This window comes from Cryobacterium sp. Hz9 (assembly GCF_004402825.1).
Taxonomy (GTDB): Bacteria; Actinomycetota; Actinomycetes; order Actinomycetales; family Microbacteriaceae; genus Cryobacterium; species Cryobacterium gelidum.
In genome coordinates this window covers 159779-178459 of record NZ_SOFC01000014.1, presented here as the reverse complement: position 1 = coordinate 178459, position 18681 = coordinate 159779, and the positions used below count along the sequence as shown (strand labels likewise).

Here is an 18681-nt window from a genome sequence, read left to right as displayed (position 1 = left end):
ACCGCGGCCGTGTCGCCCGAAATCGCACCGCTCGCCGCCACCCAGCCTCTCTAGACCAGCCAAGGACATCCGTTTTCGTGATCACTGCCAGTATCCCCGTGGTTAGCGCCGCGCAACTCGCCTCCACCGCCGTGCACCCCGGGGACAAACTGACTCGGCGACAGCGCATCGCCTACATTCTCATTCTCGGTGCGCTCACGGCGCTCGGCCCGTTCACCATCGACCTGTATCTGCCGGCGTTTCCGACTCTGGAAAGCGAATTCGGCGTGTTGCCGTCGGTCATCCAGCTCACCCTGACCGGCACCATGATCGGTTTCGGTTTCGGGCAGCTGGTCGTGGGCCCCTGGAGCGACAAGGTCGGGCGCCGGCTGCCGCTTATGCTCGCGACCGGTGTGCACATTCTCGCCTGTGTCGGCGCCGCCCTGTCGAACGACATCATCGTGCTCGCCATCTTCCGTGTGTTGCAGGGCTTCGGCGCCGCGGCCGGCGCTGTCGTCGCGATGGCCATGGTGCGCGACCTGTTCGGTGGCAAGCCGCTCGTCAAGATGCTCTCCCGCCTCGCGCTCGTCAGCGGCCTCGCGCCGGTGCTGGCGCCGGTGATCGGCTCGCAGCTGCTGCTCGTCATGAACTGGCGGGGCATCTTCTGGGTACTTGCCGCCTACGGCGTCATCGTGATTCTGGCCGTCGCCTTCTGGATCGTCGAGACCCTGCCCGAGAGTGAACGACACGCGAACGGGCACAGCACCCTCGGGCAGCGGTACAAAGCGGTACTGAGCGACCGCACCTTCGTGGGCGTCGCGATCATCGGGGCGATGACATTCACCGGGCTGTTCTCCTACCTGTCGGCCTCGCCATTTCTGTTTCAGGACGTCTACCAGTTCAGTCCGCAGGAGTACGGCCTGCTGTTCGCCGTCAACTCGCTCGGTGTCGTCTCCGGGGTGCAGCTGAGCTCGCGCCTGATGCACCGGTACAACATTGGGCCGCAGTGGATTCTTTCCGTCTCCACCGTTGTGCTGGTGATCACGGCTGCCGCGATCGTGCTGCTCGACCTGGCCGGGATCGGGCTGTGGGGCACGCTGGTGCCGCTCTGGTTCTTCATCGCGGCCTGCGGCTTTACGCTGCCGAGTGTGCAGGTCATCGCGCTCAACACCCACGGACACGAGGCCGGAACCGCGGCGTCATTGCTCGGCGCTGCCAACTTCGGTGTGGCCGGACTGATCTCGCCGATTGTGGGACTGCTCGGCGTGGGCACGGCGATACCGATGGCATCCGTCATGGGTGTCACCGCCGTGATCTCGATTCTTGCGCTCTGGCTTGTCGTGCGCCCGCGCAGCGTGCTGGCACTCGGCCACTGACGGGGCGCGCGCCGCTGGCGGTCTGCGCCGAGTCGGGTACGTAGAACCCGTAGATTTCATGTCACGCCGCATTCTGGGGTTGCCGCGGGCTAAATCCTTCCGATTTTACGTACCGGGCTGTCCTACGATGGCGGGATGACTAACCCGTCGCCTCCGGAACGTGCCGCTAATCCCGCTGCTCGCCGCGTGTCGCGCCGCTGGCCGGTGATCAGCGGGCTCTCCGCCATGGTGCTGGCTGCTCTGGTCGGCCTCGTCGTTGTCGTGCGGGCCAACAGCCTCGCCCTCGAGGCTGACACCGAGTGGATGAGCGAGATCATCGAGCACCGCTCGCCGATCTGGGAGATTCCGTCGCTGTTCATGAACGCCCTCGGCGGCGGCCTGTTCGGCGTTCTTGTCGTGCCGCTCGTCATCACTCTTGTGATCGTGCTGATCAAACGGCCGTGGGCAGCCGGGTATTACCTCGTGGCGACCGTGCTCAGTGCGGGCTGCGTGCAACTGCTCAAACAGGCCTTTGGGCGGGCTCGGCCTGAAGACATACTGGTCACGTCTGATTTCGGGTCGTTTCCTTCTGGCCACGTCGCCAACGCGGCGACCATGGCGGTGTGCCTCGCCATCATCTTTCCGCGGCTCTGGGTGGCGCTCGCCGGCGCCGCGTACACGATACTGATGCTGCTCAGCCGTACCTACCTGGGTGCGCACTGGCTCACCGATACCATCGGCGGGTTGTTGCTCGGCGCCGGTGTCGCCATCGTGCTGTGGGCTCCGGTTGCCGCCAAGCTCGATGGTGAACGTGAAATCAGCGCCCGGCGGCGGCTCGAACGACAGTGGAAGCGGCAGAGAACGGTCACGTCATGACAAGCTCGCCGCACGAGCCGCGGCAGAACGGGAAGGTCTCGTTCTGGTGGAACCAGCTCGGTCAGCCGGCCCCGCGCGCAGCCCTGCCCGGATCGACCCGAGCCGATGTCGTCATCGTCGGCGCCGGCTACACCGGGCTCTGGACGGCCTACTACCTCAAGAAGGCGGCGCCGCACCTGCGGATCGTCGTGTTGGAGGCGCGCTTCGCCGGATTCGGTGCTTCCGGCCGGAATGGCGGCTGGCTGACCAACTCGGTCACCGGCGGCCGTGAGCAGTACGTGAAAAGCCACGGTCGCCCCGCCGCCGAACAGTTTCAGGCCGCCATGAACGACACGGTCGATGAGGTCATTCGGGTCGCCGCTGACGAGGGCATCGACGCGGGGATAGTCAAGGGCGGCGAGTTCACGGTGGCCTACGACAACGCGCAACAGCACCGTCTGGAGCAGGTCGCCCGGGCCGAGCAGTCCTGGGCGCACACCGACGTTGAGTTGCTGTCCAGCACCGCGGCGCAGAACCGCATCAACGTGGCGGGCACCACCGGCGGCATGTGGCATCCGCACTGCGCCCGCATCAACCCGGCCGCCCTCGTGGCCGGACTGGCCCGCACGGTCGAAGCGCTCGGCGTGGAGATCTACGAAAATACCCCGGTGAGTGAGATCGCGCCGCATCGGGCCCTGACCGCGGCCGGTACCGTCGAGGCTTCGTTTGTCGTCCGTGCGACCGAGGGGTTCACGGCCGGCCTCAAGGGGCTGCGCAGAACCTGGCTTCCCATGAATTCGTCGCTGATCGTGACCGAGCCGCTCCAGGCATCCGTCTGGGAAAGCATGGGCTGGGCGGGCCGGGAGACCCTGGGTGATATGGCGCACGCCTACATGTACGCGCAGCGTACGAGCGATGACCGCATCGCGATCGGCGGGCGCGGCGTACCTTACCGATTTGGTTCGAGAACGGATGCCGACGGGCAGACGCCGCAGACCACGATCAACGCTCTGCGCAACATTCTCGTGCGCTTTTTTCCAGCGACGGCCGCAGCCCGGATCGATCATGCATGGTCTGGTGTGCTCGGCGTGCCCCGGGACTGGGCGGCGACCGTGGGTCTCGACCCACAGACCGGACTGGCGTGGGCCGGCGGCTATGTAGGCACCGGGGTCGCAACCACGAACCTGGCCGGGCGCACACTCACCGACCTGATTCTCGGCCGGGACAGCAGCCTCGCAGAGCTGCCCTGGGTGAACCATCGGGTGCGAAAATGGGAGCCCGAACCGTTGCGCTGGCTCGCCGTCACCGCGCTGTACCGGGCCTATTCCCTGGCTGATCGAGCTGAGCTGACCGGTCGTCGCACCACATCACCGCTCGCGCGGGTGGCCGACGTCGTGTCGGGTCGGGGCCACTAGACGCCGGTTCGGGCGGCCTGGCGCGTGCGACGGTGTACCAGCTGCGGGTGTATTCGCCCGAGTTCAGCCACGGTGAGCGGGTCGGTCAGGCGCGCAACAGCGACCCCGAGCGTGTCGATCAGCTTTTCCAGGCCCGAACGCGGCCAGATCTGACCCCGGAAACGCAGCAGAACTTCGCCGTCGGCGTCGAGCAGATAGAGATGCGGGAGAGTCTCGACGGATCCGCTTTGATACAGGTCGACGAGCACACCACTGGCGATATCGGTCGTGCCCAAGGCCGTCACCCGGCCCAGCAGGTTTCGGCTCTCCAGGCTGTGCGGGGTGACGGATACACGGATTCTGCGGACTGCGAACACGGCCACGACAGCCAGAAGGGTCAGCCCACCCTGCACCCCCGCCACAATAATCCACGTGCCGCGGGGGATAGTGAGCCAGTACAGCACGACCAGCAGCGGCACCGATAGAGACAGGGCCGCGATGATCGACCGTGCGACCAGCATTCGCCGGGGCCGAAAAATCTCCGGTTCTACCGGTTTGATCCCCTCACCCACCATGTGTTCTGTTCCCCCCGGTGACAGTATCCCGCACTTCGGTCGGAAAATCCGCACAGCCTTCCAGGGTAGACAGAGCTGTCTCAATCGAGTACGACCGGATGGCGAGCCATCGTGTGGACCCGGTCAGCGTGCCCAGCGTAGAGTTGGCTGCGTGCACTCACGGGCCGTCCGCGAACGCGGCAACACAACGAAGCGGAACAGGCTGCATCCGGCGCAGGTCGTCGTTTCTGGTTTTGCCCTGACCATTCTTGTTGGCACGGCGTTGCTGATGCTGCCGAACGCCCGGGTCGGGCCCGGCGCGGCGTCGTTTCTGGAGGCGCTGTTCACGGCGACGAGCGCCGTGTGCGTCACCGGGCTGACCGTCGTGGATACAGCGGTGTACTGGACCCCCTTCGGCCAGATCGTGATCCTGTTTCTCATTCAGATCGGCGGGTTCGGGATCATGTCGTTCGCCTCAGTGGTGGGCCTCGCGATCGCTCGCAAGCTCTCGCTGCGCTCGCGCATGACAGCGGCTGCGGAGACCAAGAGCGTCGGTCTCGAAGACGTGAAGGGGCTTGTTGTCGGCGTTGTGCGTATTTCTCTGGCTATCGAAGCCACCGTCGCGCTGATGCTGGGATTACGTTTTATGATCGGTTACGGCGAGCCCGTTGGCCGGGCCGTCTGGCTGGGGGTGTTCCACTCGGTGTCGAGCTTCAACAACGCCGGCTTCGCCCTGTTCAGCGACAACCTCATGGGTTACGCAACGGATGCCTGGATCTGCCTGCCGATTTGCGCCGCCGTCATTCTCGGTGGACTCGGCTTTCCCGTCATCGTGCAACTGCGGCGACAGCTGCGGGCGCAGGTGCGGCAACCGTTCCGCTGGTCGATTCGCACCTGGACTATGAACACCCGCATCGTGATCGCCGGCACGATCGCGCTCCTGGTCCTGGGAACGGCGTACATCACCGCCGTCGAATGGTCCAATCCGAATACCCTTGGCCCGCTGGACTGGCCCGGCAAGCTCCTCGCTGGTTTCTTCCAGGCGGTTCAGACCCGCACCGCCGGTTTCAACAGCGTCGACATCGCCCAGCTCGACTCCGCCACCCTTCTCGGCATGGACGTTTTGATGCTCATCGGTGGCGGCCCGGCCGGAACCGCCGGCGGTATCAAGATCACGACCTTCGCCGTCTTGTTCTTCATCCTCTGGACCGAGGTGCGCGGCCAGGTCGCCGTCAACGTGTTCGGCAAGCGTCTGTCCCGGGCGGTACACCGCGAGGCGATCACGATCGCCCTGCTGGCCGTTGGCGTCATCATTGCTGCGACGGCGGTGCTCATGCTCATGACGGACATCTCACTGGACGCCCTGCTGTTCGAGACGATCTCTGCTTTTGCGACGGTGGGACTGTCGACCGGCATCACCTCGGGGCTGCCCTGGGGAGGGCAGGTCATCCTGATTCTGCTTATGTTCATCGGCCGCCTCGGACCGATCACCTTCGCGTCGGCCATCGCCCTGCGAGAGCGCCACACCACCTACGAACTTCCCAAGGAAAGGCCGATCATTGGCTAAATATTCGTTGTTCGGGCGTAGCGACCCTGCGCGCCTCGCCGAAGCTGAATCGGTCGTCGTCATCGGTCTGGGCCGGTTTGGCAGCGCCCTCGCCCTCGAACTCATGAAGAGTGGCACCGAGGTGCTCGGCATCGACGGCGACGAAGAGGTGGTGCAGATGCACAACGGGCTGCTCACCCATGTGGTGCGTGCCGACTCCACCAAGGAAGCGACCTTGCGAGAGCTCTCGGTGCCCGATTTCTCGAGCGTGGTCGTGGCGATCGGCGGCGATATCCAGGCGAACATTCTCACCGCTTCGCTGCTGCTCAAGCTGGGCATTGCAAACATCTGGGCTAAGGCGGTCAGCGACCCGCACGGTGAGATTCTCACCCAGCTCGGCGTCAACCATGTCATCTACCCGGAGAAAGATATGGGGCAGCGAGTTGCCCACCTGGTGCGCGGTGCCATGCAGGACTACATCGAGATCGGCGAGAACTTCGCGCTGGTCAAGACGGCCCCGCCGCGCGCGCTCATCGGCGTACCGCTCGGTCAGGCCAAGGTGCGCGCCCGCTACGGCATTACCGTCACGGCCTTCCACCGCCCCGGCGCCGGTTGGAGCTACACGTCGCTCGACACGGTGATCGAAGACGGCGACATCATTCTGATCGCCGGTGAGTCGACGCGGGTCGAAGAGTACAGCCTGATGCGATGAGCGGTCCCTTCGCTTTTCTTGCGGATGCCCCGCTCGGCACCCGTGTCGTCGTCCGCACGCGAATTGCAGGTGGGTATACCGATGCGCTGGGCTTTCTGCGGGGCCGCAGCGCGGCATCCGTTTCGGTGGAGACCAAGCGGGGACTGGTCACGCTCGCGATGAGTGACGTCGTTGCCGCGAAGGCAGTGCCGCCCGCGCCGCAGCGACGACCGCGATAGACCTAGCTCGGGTCATGCGGAGCGGCATTCCAGTCGGTGCCGAGGTCGACGACGCAGAGGTGCGGCCCAACGAAGGGGCGCAGCTCGACCGCGCTGTCGTCGTGGCCGAGCGTCAAGGCGACCCGTTGAATAAGCCCCAGGTGCACGGCACAAACCACGCCTGGGTTTGCGCGGGCCGCCTCGCGGAACGGGCAGGCCGTGAGCGCGATGGACCGACCGGCCTCATCGAGTTGCGGGGCGAATTCGAGCTGGTCGAGGAGTTCGACGAGCGGCGTGGCGCCCGCGCTGGTTGACGCCGTGAGGCCGCCGGCGAAGGCTTCCGACCATTTTTCGCCGGCCCGAATGGCCCGGGCCCGGCCGCCGTCGTCGTCTTCGGCGAGCACGCTGGCGAGGGCGTGGCCGAGCTGATCGCGGGCGTCGCCGCGCGCTGCTGCCCTCACGGCGGTGAAGCGGATGCGTGGGCGGCCGCGCTGGCCTGACCGGTCGGGTTCGCGTCGAATGAGCTTGGCGCCCAGCAGCTGTTCCAGGTGAAACCGCGCCGTTGTGACGTGCAGATTCATCTGGGCGGCGACGGCAGGCGCGTCGAGCGGCTCGCCAGATTCGACTAAAAACTCGAGCACGCTGCGCCGAATTGGCGACGCGAGTGCTGCGTGCCAGCCGGGACTGCGTTCTTCGAATTCCACGGTTAAAGAATAACCCTGATTTGGAGCAGTGGTGTGCTTTTAAAGCTGCGACGGGCTGCGGGGCTAGAGAACGATGCGCAGCGGCTCTTCGAGCAGGGTGGTGAGGTCACGCAGGAACGCGGCCGCGACGGCGCCGTCGAGCACTCGATGGTCGACGGTCAGGGTGATCTTCACCGTTGGCACCGTCACGAGAGCACCGTCACGCACTGCCGGCACGTCGCTCGCCGCTCCGATCGCCAGGATGCCAGCCTCGGGAGGGTTCAACACGGCGGTGAAGGAGTCGATGCCGAACATGCCGAGATTGCTGATGGTGAAGGTTCCGCCCGACATCTGGGCGAGAGACAGACCGCCCGTGCGGGCGAGGCCGGCCAGGGCGCGGGTCTCGGTGGCGATGGCGCCAAGGGACTTCTGGTCGGCGTCGGTGACGACGGGAACGAGCAGTCCGTCATCGGTCGCGACGGCCACGCCAACGTTGACGTGGCTGTGGCGCAGGATGACGCCGTCGCCCCAGGACGCATTGACTTCGGGGTGGGCGCGCAGCGCGACGGCGCTGGCGCGCACGAACAGGTCGTTCAGGCTGACCTTGGTGCCGAGCGCGGCGAGCGAGGCATTCGCGTCGGCGCGGAACGCGATCAGGCGCTCGACGTCGACGACGCTCGTGAGGAAGAAGTGCGGCACGGCCTGGCTCTCCGTGAGTCGGCGAGCCGTGACGGCGCGAATGCGGCTGACGGGCACGGCGACGGAGTCCGTCGACCCGGTCGAGGTGGTGGCTGGCTGAGGAATGACGGCTAACGGAGCGGATACGGGCGCGCTGGCCGCTGTGCTGACGGCCGTCTCCTGCTTGGCGATCGCCGCGTCCACGTCGGTGCGGGTGACGCGGCCCTGGGGGCCGGTGCCGACGATGGTGTGCAGGTCGAGGCCGTGCTCACGGCCGATCTTGCGGGCGAGCGGTGAGGTGCGCAGTTCGCCGGTGGGCCTTGCCGGGGAAGTGGGAGCTGCGGTGGCGGGAGCGGGGGTGACCGCCGGTGCGTCCGTTGGCGCTGCCGTGGGTGCGTCCGTTGGTGCTGTCGTTGGTGCTGTCGTTGGTGCTGCGGGCGCCGCGCCGTCGGCAACGATATTGCTGCCGTCTCCGATGCGCGCGACCGGCGCGCCGATCGGCACGAGGGCGCCGGCAGTGACGAGCAGCTGCTCGAGGATCCCGTTGTCGAAGGCTTCGAGATCCATCGTCGCCTTATCGGTCTCGATCTCGGCGAGCACGTCGCCCTTGTGAATCTCGTCGCCGACCTGCTTCATCCAGCGGCTGAGTTCGCCCTCCTCCATGGTGTCGGAGAGGCGGGGCATGATGACGTCGGGCATGGCCGGCTCCTACTTGTCGTTCGAGGTAGATGTAGCGGGGGCGAGATTGAGTACCTCGCGCACGACGCGGGCGAGATCGGCTGCGCTGGGCAGCGCGGCGCGCTCGAGTGATTTGGCGTAGGGCAACGGCACCTCGGCGGCGGCGACGCGGCGCACCGGGGCGTCGAGAAAGTCGAACACGCCCTCGCCGATGGTCGCCGATATCTCGGCGCCGATGCCATAGCTGAGCCAGTCGTCCTCGAAGACGACGGCGTGGCCGGTCTTCTGCACCGAGGCGCAAATGGTGTCGCGGTCGAGCGGCCGCAGGCTGCGCAGGTCGACGACCTCGATCGACAGGCCCTCGGCTTCGAGCTGGCGAGCCACCTCGAGGGCGGTCGTGGTGCCGCGCGAGTAGCTCACGATGGTGAGGTCGGTGCCGGTCTTGACCACAGCGGCCTTACCGATCTCGGCGATCTGTTCGCCGTCCGGCACCTCGCCCTTGGCACTGTAGAGCGACAGGTTCTCTAAGAAGATCACCGGGTCATCGTCGCGAATGGCCGCGGTGAGCAGGGCCTTGGCGTCGGCTGGAGTCGATGGGGCGACGACCTTGAGCCCGGGAATGTGTGCGTACCAGACCTCGAGGTTCTGTGAGTGGGTCGCGGCGAGCTGCTGACCGCCGCCGCCGGGCATACGAATGACCAGGGGAATGGAGACCTGGCCGGCGAACATCGACCGCATCTTGGCCGCATGGTTCACGATCTGGTCGATGGCGATGAGGCTGAAGTTGATGGTCATGATCTCGACCACAGGCCGCATGCCGAGCATCGCGGCGCCGAGCGCAGCGCCCACGAAACCCTCCTCGGCGATCGGAGCATCAAGCACCCGGTCGGGCCCGAAGTCCTCGAGCAGTCCGGCGGTGATCTTGTACGACCCCTCGAACACGCCGATCTCTTCGCCGATGAGGAAGACCTTCTCGTCGTGCTCCAGCTCCGCGCGCAGGGTTTCATTGAGCGCCTGGCGGTAGGTGATCGTACGGGTGGTCACGGCTTCAGTGTTCTCGGTATAGGTATTCACAGTGCATCCATAACGGGTTCTCCGGGCAAAGCGGATGGCGCATTCGCCACCGCGGTCGCGTACACGTACGCGAACAGGTCGTCGGGGTCGGGCTCCGGGCTGTCCTCGGCGAAGGTGACCGCCTCGGTGACCCGCGCATCGGCGGCCTCGTCGATGGCGGTGGCATCCGCTTCGCTGAGCACGCCAGAGGCGATCAGCTCGGCGCGAAAACTCGGCACCGGGTCGGACTGCCGGGCGATCGTGGTGTCTTCGGGGGAGCGATAGCGGGCTGGATCGACCACAGAATGGCCGCGCAGGCGGTAGCACATGACCTCGAGTAGTACCGGCTGGCGCAACTCACGGGCCTGCTGGAGCGCATCGCGGGCGGCGTCGCGTACGGCGAGGACATCGTCGCCGTCGACCCGCAGACCGGGCATGCGGTACGAGGCGGCGCGCTTGTACAGCTCCGGTTCAGCGGATGCCTTCTCCACCGTCGTACCCATACCGAGCCCATTATTGACGATCACGTACACGATCGGCAGCTTCCAGAGGCCGGCGAGGTTGAGCGATTCGTGGAACGCGCCGATGTTTGTCGTGCCGTCGCCGAGCAGGCACATCACGGCGGCTGCATCGGGGCCGGCCGATTCCTGATATTTTAGGGCGAGCGCGGCACCGGTTGCCGGGGGAATCTGGCCGCCGACGATGCCGTAGCCGCCGAACAGTCGCGTTTCGGCGTCGAAAAGGTGCATGGAGCCGCCGCGTCCGCCCGACACGCCGCTGGTTTTGCCGAACAGCTCGGCCATCACGCGCTCGGGTGAGAGACCGCGTAGCAGGGCGTAGCCGTGGTCGCGATAGGCGGTGAACAGGTAATCTCGGGCTTCGATGGCGGCCATCAGACCGACCACCGTGGCTTCCTCGCCGAGGTTCAGGTGGCAGTAGCCGCCGATCTTGGCCCGGGCATACATCTCACCGGAGCGCAGCTCGAAGGCCCGCACCAGTGACATCTGTTCGTAATAGTCACGCAGGGTACCGGCGGGGTCACCGCCCGGAGCGTCGACTTGCTTCGGTCGCGTGCGGGCTTTGGTCGCCATGTGGTCCCACTTTCCTGCTGACTACGTCCGTTAAGCCTAACGCTTTGTTTGCAAAGATTTCCTTTCAAACTGGGAGTGGATAGAGGGGTAGCAAACTCGTCGTTCTGGGTGTCACCCATTGTGGGAAGACATAATGGAGTCATGGCCGCCCAACCTCCGAGTTACAAGACGCTCGCCAGTCTGAGTCGCATGAACCTGCTGTATCAGCTGCAGAGTCGTGGAACGATGACGGTGAATGACCTGGCCGAGGCCGCCGGCCTGCACCACAACACGGCCAGGGAACACCTCGATCGGCTGATCAACGACGGTTTCGTCACGTGCTCGCCGGAAACGCGCGAGAGCAAGGGCCGCCCGAAGATGCTGTACAGCGCCGCGGGCGGGGTCAGTATTGAACTCGGGTCGATTCGAGCGCGCAAAATCGAGGCTGCGCAGGAACGTGCCCAACAGCTGCGAAAGATGCTTCCGCTGTTGCAGAGTAACCAGCCAGCGCCAGCCGGCTGCTTTGGTCCCGACGTGCAGCGGCAGCTCGACGCGCTCGACGACCACCTCGACCAGGCCGGCTTCGACGCCAGCCGATCCGCGGACGGCGAGCAGTTGAACCTGCACGACTGCCCGTATTCGGAGATGGTCAAGGAGCACCCTGAGGTCTGCGGTGTGCACTACCGGCTGATTCAGGGCGTACTCCAGCAGGCCGACGGTCCGTTGCGCGCGGTCGGCCTCAACCTGATCGATGCCCCCCACCTCTGCGTGATCGACGTGGTGGCCGCGTCAATCGAGCGCGAGAACGTCAAGAGTGTCCCCGGAGCGGGTGCCTAGCGGCGCTTCCGTCGCTCTCGTGGGCTCTACTGGGCGGGGAAATATTATTCACGGTCGTTTGCGGTTGTAGGCGTTTGGGTGGGCGGCGAAGCTTGATGTGAGGGTGGGTGCCGCTGCGGCACTCCCCACCAGGCAAGGGGCAGTCGTGAAAACGCGCACAGGCACAAACACACGCATCTCAAAGAGCATTTCGACCAAGCCAGGCACCGATGGTCCAGTCGCCGACTCGCTGCTCAAGCTCGGTCGTTTTCTGCGCCGCGGCGAAACCAGCGAAGACCTGCGCAGCGTCTTCAAGGACGGCGGTCGCGGCGCCGACACGTTCTACCGTGACCGCTGGACGCACGACAAGGAAGTGCGCAGCACCCACGGAGTGAACTGCACCGGCAGCTGCTCCTGGAAGGTGTACGTCAAAGACGGCATCATCACCTGGGAAACCCAGCAGACCGATTATCCCAGTGTCGGCCCGGACAGCCCCGAATACGAACCCCGCGGCTGCCCCCGCGGCGCAGCGTTCAGCTGGTACACCTACTCGCCCACCCGGGTGCGCTACCCCTACGTGCGCGGCGTGCTGCTGAACCTCTACCGGGAGGCAAAGGCCCGCCTGGGCGACCCGGTGCTCGCCTGGGCGGAGATCACCGGCAACCCCGAGACCGCACGGCAGTACAAGAGCGCCCGCGGCCAGGGCGGACTGGTGCGTGCCAGCTGGGACGAAGCCGCCGAAATCGTCGCCGCCGCCCACGTGCACACCATCAAGACCTACGGCCCGGACCGGGTCGTCGGCTTCAGCCCGATTCCGGCCATGTCGATCGTGTCGCAGGGCGTCGGCAACCGATTCATCTCGCTGCTCGGCGGCACCATGCTCTCGTTCTACGACTGGTACGCGGACCTGCCGGTGGCCAGCCCGCAGGTGTTCGGCGACCAGACCGATGTGCCGGAGTCCGCCGACTGGTGGAACTCCAGCTACCTCATGATGTGGGGCTCCAACGTTCCCGTCACCCGCACCCCCGACGCTCACTTTATGGTCGAGGCCCGCTATCGCGGCCAGAAGGTCGTCACCGTTTCGCCCGACTACGCCGACAACTCCAAGTTCGCCGATGAGTGGCTCGCCGTGCATCCCGGTACCGACGGCGCCCTCGCCCTCGCCATGGGCCATGTCGTGCTCAAGGAATTCCTGGTCGACCGGCGCACGCCGCGCTTCGTCGAGTACATGAAGAAATTCAGCGACTCGTCTTACCTGATCGCGCTCACCCCGCGCCAGGACGCCTGGGTTCCCGGCAAATTCCTTACGGCCGACGCACTGCCCGGCACCGACGCATCCGTGTCGAGTGCGGCCTTCAAGACCGTCATGCTGGATGAGAATGGCGAGCCCTTCGTGCCGAACGGCTCGATCGGACACCGGTTCAGCGAGGCCGACAAGGGCAAGTGGAACCTCGACCTCGAGGGGCGCGACCCGCTGCTCTCGATAGCGGATGCCCCCGACTACGACGGTCACTCCGTTGCGATCGACCTGCCCCGCTTCGACGTCACGCCCGACGCCGAGCACGATACTGCGGGTCAACAACACGCTGGAGCGGCCGGAATCGTACGCCGCGGCGTGCCCGTTCGCGTCGTCGCTGGTGTGCTGGTGACGACGGTATTCGACCTGCTGCTCGCGCAGTACGGCGTCGGCCGCCCCGGCCTGCCCGGCGTCTGGCCCACCGGCTACGATGACGCGTCGACGCCGGGCACCCCGGCCTGGCAGGAAGAGATCACCTCGGTGCCGTGGCAGGCCGCCGCTCGCATCGGTCGTGAGTTCGCGCAGAATGCCGAGGACTCGCAGGGGCGCTCGATGATTCTGATGGGTGCCGGCACCAACCACTGGTTCCACTCCGACACCATCTACCGCGCGTTTCTCGCGCTCACCACCATGACCGGCTGCCAGGGCGTCAACGGCGGCGGCTGGGCCCACTATGTCGGCCAGGAGAAGGTGCGCCCCCTCACCGGGTACGGCCAGTACGCCTTCGGCCTGGACTGGGTACGCCCGCCGCGCCAGATGATCGGCACCGGGTTCTTCTACCTCGCCACCGACCAGTGGCGCTACGACGGACTCTCCGCCGACACCCTCGCGAGCCCGCTCGGTAGCGGCACGTTTGCGGACCGCACCACCGCTGACTGCCTGGTCGAATCGGCCAAGCGCGGCTGGATGCCCAGCTACCCCACCTTCAACCGCAGCTCGCTCGACCTCGTCGACGACGCCGCAGCCGCGGGCCGGGAGCCAGCGGAATACGTGGTCGATTCGCTGAGGGACGGCTCGCTGGAGTTCTCGTGTGAAGACCCGGATTCGCCCGAGAACTTTCCGCGCGTGCTCGTGGTGTGGCGGGCCAACGTGCTCGGCTCTTCCGGCAAGGGCAACGAGTACTTCCTCAAGCACCTGCTCGGGGCGCCCTCCGCCGTGCGCGCCGTCGAGTCGATGCCGGCTCGCCGCCCGAAAACCATGAAATGGCACGAAAGCGCGCCGGAAGGCAAGCTCGACCTGATGGTCACGAGCGACTTCCGCATGACTTCGACGACCATCTACAGCGACGTCGTCTTGCCGCCGGCCACCTGGTACGAGAAGAATGACCTCTCGACGACGGACATGCATCCGTTCATCCACTCCTTCAACCCGGCGATCGCGCCGCCGTGGCAGGCCAAGACCGACTTCGACATCTTTCACGTGCTAGCAGCGAAGATCTCCGAAATGTCACAGACCCACCTCGGCGTGCGTAAAGACCTCGTCGCGGCGCCGCTGCAACATGACACGCCCGACGCCATGGTCACCCCGCACGGAACGGTCTTGAACGATCAGCCGCTCATTCCCGGCGTCACCATGCCGAGGCTCGTCGTCGTCGAACGCGACTATCCGGCCTTCGCCGCGCAGCTCGGCGCGCTCGGCCCGCTCACCGCGAAGCTCGGCATGGTCACCAAGGGTGTGAAATTCAACCCCGACGTGGAGGTCGACTACCTCGGCAAGAAGAACGGCCTGGTGCCCAGCGGGCCGGCCGCTGGCCGCCCACGCCTGTCGACCGCGATCCACGCCTGTGAAATGGTACTCGCCCTCTCCGGCACCACCAACGGCCGTCTCGGCACGCAGGGTTTTCGGCAGCTCGAGGAACGTACGGGCGTCAAGCTTGCCCACCTCGCCAGCGACAACGAGGGCCGCCGATTCAGCTACCTGGATGTGCAGGGGGCGCCGGTTCCGGTGCTCACCTCCCCGGAATGGTCCGGTTCCGAGCACGGTGGCCGCCGCTACAGCGCCTTCACCATCAACGTCGAGCACCTGAAGCCCTGGCACACCCTCACCGGCCGTCAGCATTTCTACCTGGACCACGACTGGATGATCGAATTGGGCGAACAGCTACCCATTTTTCGGCCGCCGCTGGATATGCACCGGTTGTTCGATGACTCGATCGTCGGCGCCACGACCGCGACCGGGGCGACGGGTTCTGCGGGTCATGCCGAGGTCGCCGTGCGCTACCTGACCCCGCACTCGAAGTGGTCGATCCACTCCGAATACCAGGACAACCTGCTCATGTTGTCGCTCTCCCGCGGCGGGCCGACCATCTGGATGAGCCCGCAGGACGCCGACAAGATCGGGGTGCGCGACAACGAGTGGATCGAGTCGTACAACCGCAACGGCGTCGTCGTGGCGCGAGCGATCGTCTCGCACCGCATGCCGGAAGGCACCGTGTACATGTACCACGCGAAGGACCGCACCATCAACGTGCCGGTCGCCGAAACCAGCGGCATGCGCGGCGGCACCAACAACTCGCTGACCCGCATCCTCTTGAAACCCAGCCACCTGATCGGCGGCTACGCCCAGCTGTCCTTCGCCTTCAACTACCTCGGCCCGACCGGGAACCAACGCGACGAGGTCACCGTGATTCGTCGTCGCAGCCAGAAAGTGGACTACTAATGCGTGTTATGGCCCAGATGTCGATGATCATGAACCTCGACAAGTGCATCGGGTGTCACACCTGCTCCGTCACCTGTAAGCAGGTGTGGACCAACCGCACCGGTGTGGAGTACGCCTGGTTCAACAACGTGGAGACGCGGCCCGGTATCGGCTACCCGCGCGAGTACGAGAACCAGGAGAAGTGGAAGGGCGGCTGGGTGCGCAACAGGCGGGGTCGGCTGCAGCTGAAGGCCGGCGGACGCCTGAAGAAGCTCTCGCAGATCTTCAACAACCCGAATCTGCCGCAAATCGACGACTATTACGAGCCGTGGACCTACGACTACGACATGCTCACCACCGCCCCGGCCGGCACACAAAGCCCGGTCGCACGCCCGAAGTCGCTTCTGACCGGCCAGGACATGGACATCAAATGGTCGGGCAACTGGGACGACAATCTCGGCGGCTCGCAGGAAACTGCCGCGCAGGACCCGATTCTCGCCACGATGAGCGAGCACGTGAAGATGGAGTTCGAAAAGACCTTCATGTTCTACCTGCCGCGCATCTGCGAGCACTGCCTCAACCCCGCCTGCGTGGCGGCCTGCCCCTCCGGTGCCATGTACAAGCGTGAAGAAGATGGCATCGTGCTCGTGGACGAAGACGGATGCCGCGGCTGGCGCATGTGCGTCTCCGCCTGCCCCTATAAGAAGGTGTACTTCAACCACAAAACGGGCAAGGCCGAGAAGTGCACGCTCTGCTATCCATTGATCGAGCAGGGTAAGCCCACCATCTGCTCCGAAACCTGTGTCGGACGCCTGCGTTACCTGGGCCTCATGCTCTACGACGCCGACGCGGTGCTCGCCGCGGCCTCGATCGAAAATGATCAGGACCTGCTCGACGCCCAGCGCGCCTGCTTTCTCGACCCGTTCGACCCCGAGGTCATCGCCGCCGCCAAGGCGGAGGGCATGGCCGAGGACTGGATCGAAGCCGCCCAGAACAGCCCGATCTACAAGCTCATCTCCGAGTACGAGATCGCCCTGCCGCTGCACCCGGAATACCGCACCATGCCCATGGTCTGGTACATCCCGCCGCTCTCGCCGGTCGTCGACGTCGTGAGTAACTCGGGTAGCGACGGGGAAGACGCCCGCACCCTGTTCGCCGCGATCGACAAGCTGCGCATTCCCGTGGAATACCTCGCCGGACTGTTCTCGGCCGGCGACGTCGTTCCGGTCGAGCTGTCACTGCGCAAGCTCGCCGCGATGCGCGCCTACATGCGTGACATCAATCTCGGCAACGAGCCCGACGAGCGCATTCCGAACGCGGTCGGCATGACCGGTGAGACCATCACCGCCATGTACCGGCTGCTGGCAATCGCCAAGTACGAAGATCGCTACGTCATTCCCAAGGCCCACGTCGAGACCGCGCGGGAGCTCGAAGAGCTCGGCTGCTCGCTCGACACCGACGGCGGCCCCGGCATGGGCGGGCCCGGCTCCGCTGGGCACAGTGGCCCCTACGGCAACACCGTCGGCATGCCGCTCGGCGCCACGGTCGACAACTACAACACGATGACCGGGCGCCCGAGTGCGACCGCGCCGACCACCCCGGGCCGGGTCAACCTGCTCAACTGGAACGGTAATGGAGCGCCCCAGGGCATGTTCCCGCCGATAGCGGATGCCGGGAGCCCCGCGTGAACGTCGGCACCCTCGGCGCACGGATGAACTTCGGCTTTCGGGCGCCCAAGACGGCTCCGCGAGCGATTGCGGCCGTTCCGCTGACGCCCGAGCAAGGAGTGATCGCGCACATGGCGGCGTCGATTCTGCTCGACTACCCCACGCCGGAACGGCGGGCGCAGTTTTCGCTGGTGGAGGAATCCGTTGCGGATCTGCCCGGCGAGCTGCGCCGCAGCTTCCAGGCGTTTTTCACCGCGGTGAACACGCTCAGCCAGCAGCAGCTCGAAACGCACTTCACCGCGACCTTCGACCTGAAACGCAAGTGCTGCCCGTACCTCACCTACTATGCGGCCGGGGATACCCGCCGCCGCGGCATGGCGCTCGTGCGGTTCGTCGAGGCATACCGGGCCGCGGGCTGGCAGGTTGACGCCGACGAACTGCCCGACTACCTGCCGATGGTGCTGGAATTCTCAGCGCTCTCCGACTCTTTGATCGCGCAGGAACTGCTCGCCGCGCACCGCGACGGTATCGAGGTGTTGCGCTCGGCGCTCGAGAAGTTCGACAGTCCCTACGCCCACCTCGTGGAGGCGGTGTGCCTGTCGCTGCCCATGATCGACGACGAGACCCGCGAACGCTACCTCAACCTCGTCAACGAGGGGCCGCCGACCGAGACGGTCGGAATGACCTACCTCGGCAATCTGAAACCGTTTTCCGCGCACGCAAATGAAGATGTGAGAGTATGACCGCCTGGGATTACCTGCTCTGGGTCGCTTTTCCCTATGCCGCCTCTGGCGTATTCGTGGTGGGGCATCTGCTGCGCTTCCGCTACGACCAGTTCGGCTGGACGAGCCGGTCCAGCCAGACCTACGAGAACCGGCTGCTGCGGTGGGGCTCGCCCATGTTCCACTACGGCATCCTCATGGTGATCGGCGGGCACGTCGTCGGCCTGTTCATTCCTAAGCCGTGGCTTGAATTCTTCGGCGTGACCGAGCACCTGTATCACCTCGGTGCTACCTGGCTGGGCAGTTTCGCGGCCGTGCTCACCGTTGCCGGGCTCGCCATTCTGATCTACCGCCGCCGCCTGACCAAACGGGTGTTGCTCGTGACAACGGTGATGGACAAGGTCATGTACGTGTGCCTGGCCAGCACGATCACCTTTGGCACGACGGCCACCGTGCTGTACCAAATCTTCGGCGGCGGGTATGACTATCGAGGGTCGATCTCACCCTGGATCCGCTCACTGTACAGTCTTCAGCCCGACCCGTCGCTCATGAGCGGTGTACCGTTTTTCTTTCAACTGCACGTGCTCACGGCGACCGCGCTGTTTCTGCTGTGGCCCTTCACTCGGCTGGTGCACGTGTTCTCGGCGCCGCTCGGCTATCTCGTGCGCCCCTACGTGGTCTACCGTTCGCGGGACGCCCCTCGGGGTGCCGGATCGCGCCCGCCGCGGCGCGGCTGGGAAAAGAGCGAGCGCCCGCTCGAGCGCTCGCGCAAATAATGGCACGATACT

Annotated in this window: 16 protein-coding genes; 11 read left to right on the top strand and 5 right to left on the bottom strand. The window is 65.7% G+C overall.

The window, feature by feature from the left end:
• Positions 1 to 77: 77 nt before the first annotated feature.
• The 3 genes from E3N85_RS07670 to E3N85_RS07660 all read left to right on the top strand — a co-directional run bounded on the left by E3N85_RS07670 (position 78) and on the right by E3N85_RS07660 (position 3604).
• On the top strand, positions 78 to 1355 hold the full coding sequence (locus E3N85_RS07670) for a multidrug effflux MFS transporter (RefSeq protein WP_241978370.1): 1278 nt from the start codon (positions 78 to 80) through the stop codon (positions 1353 to 1355).
• 135 nt (positions 1356 to 1490) lie between these two features.
• A complete protein-coding gene (locus E3N85_RS07665; RefSeq protein ID WP_241978369.1) occupies positions 1491 to 2210 on the top strand; it encodes a phosphatase PAP2 family protein in 720 nt (239 codons plus the stop codon).
• Positions 2207 to 3604: an FAD-binding oxidoreductase gene (locus E3N85_RS07660; protein ID WP_134461630.1), complete on the top strand. Its 1398-nt coding sequence runs from the start codon at positions 2207 to 2209 to the stop codon at positions 3602 to 3604. The genes E3N85_RS07665 and E3N85_RS07660 overlap by 4 nt, the downstream gene beginning before the upstream one ends.
• Here E3N85_RS07660 and E3N85_RS07655 read toward each other — a convergent pair.
• Positions 3601 to 4104: a hypothetical protein gene (locus E3N85_RS07655; protein WP_134461627.1), complete on the bottom strand. Its 504-nt coding sequence runs from the start codon at positions 4102 to 4104 to the stop codon at positions 3601 to 3603. The two genes, E3N85_RS07660 and E3N85_RS07655, sit on opposite strands and share 4 nt — an antisense overlap.
• A gap of 205 nt (positions 4105 to 4309) precedes the next feature.
• On the opposite strand from E3N85_RS07655, the gene E3N85_RS07650 reads away from it, so the two are divergent.
• The 3 genes from E3N85_RS07650 to E3N85_RS07640 are packed head-to-tail and all read left to right on the top strand — an operon-like array spanning position 4310 to position 6613.
• Positions 4310 to 5704, top strand: coding sequence for a TrkH family potassium uptake protein (locus tag E3N85_RS07650; RefSeq protein ID WP_241978368.1), 1395 nt, complete (start codon positions 4310 to 4312; stop codon positions 5702 to 5704).
• Positions 5697 to 6395 (top strand): TrkA family potassium uptake protein, encoded by a 699-nt coding sequence (locus E3N85_RS07645; protein WP_134461622.1) that lies wholly within the window; start codon positions 5697 to 5699, stop codon positions 6393 to 6395. Before E3N85_RS07650 ends, E3N85_RS07645 begins: the two co-directional genes overlap by 8 nt.
• Entirely contained in the window at positions 6392 to 6613 is a 222-nt protein-coding gene (locus tag E3N85_RS07640) for a ferrous iron transport protein A (protein WP_134461619.1), read from the top strand. The genes E3N85_RS07645 and E3N85_RS07640 overlap by 4 nt, the downstream gene beginning before the upstream one ends.
• Positions 6614 to 6615: 2 nt before the next feature.
• Here the strand turns inward: E3N85_RS07640 and E3N85_RS07635 are convergent, their stop codons facing one another.
• From E3N85_RS07635 to pdhA, 4 genes are all read right to left on the bottom strand, one after another.
• Positions 6616 to 7296: a metalloregulator ArsR/SmtB family transcription factor gene (locus E3N85_RS07635; RefSeq protein ID WP_134461616.1), complete on the bottom strand. Its 681-nt coding sequence runs from the start codon at positions 7294 to 7296 to the stop codon at positions 6616 to 6618.
• Positions 7297 to 7359: 63 nt separating this feature from the next.
• Positions 7360 to 8652 carry a dihydrolipoamide acetyltransferase family protein gene (locus tag E3N85_RS07630; RefSeq protein WP_134461614.1) on the bottom strand — a complete coding sequence of 431 codons (1293 nt, stop codon included), beginning with the start codon at positions 8650 to 8652 and terminating at the stop codon, positions 7360 to 7362.
• A 9-nt stretch (positions 8653 to 8661) separates the two neighbouring features.
• Positions 8662 to 9705 carry an alpha-ketoacid dehydrogenase subunit beta gene (locus E3N85_RS07625; RefSeq protein ID WP_241978367.1) on the bottom strand — a complete coding sequence of 348 codons (1044 nt, stop codon included), beginning with the start codon at positions 9703 to 9705 and terminating at the stop codon, positions 8662 to 8664.
• Positions 9702 to 10775 carry a pyruvate dehydrogenase (acetyl-transferring) E1 component subunit alpha gene (pdhA, locus tag E3N85_RS07620; protein WP_134461611.1) on the bottom strand — a complete coding sequence of 358 codons (1074 nt, stop codon included), beginning with the start codon at positions 10773 to 10775 and terminating at the stop codon, positions 9702 to 9704. Before pdhA ends, E3N85_RS07625 begins: the two co-directional genes overlap by 4 nt.
• A gap of 141 nt (positions 10776 to 10916) precedes the next feature.
• Between pdhA and E3N85_RS07615 the strand changes: the two genes are divergently transcribed.
• The 5 genes from E3N85_RS07615 (at position 10917) to narI (ending at position 18669) form a co-directional block, all read left to right on the top strand.
• Positions 10917 to 11591 carry a metalloregulator ArsR/SmtB family transcription factor gene (locus tag E3N85_RS07615; protein WP_134461609.1) on the top strand — a complete coding sequence of 225 codons (675 nt, stop codon included), beginning with the start codon at positions 10917 to 10919 and terminating at the stop codon, positions 11589 to 11591.
• A gap of 145 nt (positions 11592 to 11736) precedes the next feature.
• Positions 11737 to 15525, top strand: coding sequence for a nitrate reductase subunit alpha (locus tag E3N85_RS07610; RefSeq protein WP_241978366.1), 3789 nt, complete (start codon positions 11737 to 11739; stop codon positions 15523 to 15525).
• On the top strand, positions 15525 to 17192 hold the full coding sequence (narH, locus tag E3N85_RS07605; protein ID WP_134461606.1) for a nitrate reductase subunit beta: 1668 nt from the start codon (positions 15525 to 15527) through the stop codon (positions 17190 to 17192). Before E3N85_RS07610 ends, narH begins: the two co-directional genes overlap by 1 nt.
• A complete protein-coding gene (narJ, locus tag E3N85_RS07600; RefSeq protein ID WP_241978365.1) occupies positions 17189 to 17914 on the top strand; it encodes a nitrate reductase molybdenum cofactor assembly chaperone in 726 nt (241 codons plus the stop codon). Before narH ends, narJ begins: the two co-directional genes overlap by 4 nt.
• On the top strand, positions 17911 to 18669 hold the full coding sequence (gene narI / locus E3N85_RS07595; protein WP_134461603.1) for a respiratory nitrate reductase subunit gamma: 759 nt from the start codon (positions 17911 to 17913) through the stop codon (positions 18667 to 18669). Before narJ ends, narI begins: the two co-directional genes overlap by 4 nt.
• Positions 18670 to 18681: the final 12 nt, after the last annotated feature.

Excerpts from the sequence above, each read along its gene's own strand:
- E3N85_RS07630 (WP_134461614.1), bottom strand. The coding sequence starts at position 8,652 with ATGCCCGACGTCATCATGCCCCGCCTCTCCGACACCATGGAGGAGGGC.
- E3N85_RS07660 (WP_134461630.1), top strand. The coding sequence starts at position 2,207 with ATGACAAGCTCGCCGCACGAGCCGCGGCAGAACGGGAAGGTCTCGTTC.
- E3N85_RS07615 (WP_134461609.1), top strand. The coding sequence starts at position 10,917 with ATGGCCGCCCAACCTCCGAGTTACAAGACGCTCGCCAGTCTGAGTCGC.
- pdhA (WP_134461611.1), bottom strand. The coding sequence starts at position 10,775 with ATGGCGACCAAAGCCCGCACGCGACCGAAGCAAGTCGACGCTCCGGGC.
- E3N85_RS07640 (WP_134461619.1), top strand. The coding sequence starts at position 6,392 with ATGAGCGGTCCCTTCGCTTTTCTTGCGGATGCCCCGCTCGGCACCCGT.
- E3N85_RS07665 (WP_241978369.1), top strand. The coding sequence starts at position 1,491 with ATGACTAACCCGTCGCCTCCGGAACGTGCCGCTAATCCCGCTGCTCGC.
- narI (WP_134461603.1), top strand. The coding sequence starts at position 17,911 with ATGACCGCCTGGGATTACCTGCTCTGGGTCGCTTTTCCCTATGCCGCC.
- narH (WP_134461606.1), top strand. The coding sequence starts at position 15,525 with ATGCGTGTTATGGCCCAGATGTCGATGATCATGAACCTCGACAAGTGC.
- E3N85_RS07655 (WP_134461627.1), bottom strand. The coding sequence starts at position 4,104 with ATGCTGGTCGCACGGTCGATCATCGCGGCCCTGTCTCTATCGGTGCCG.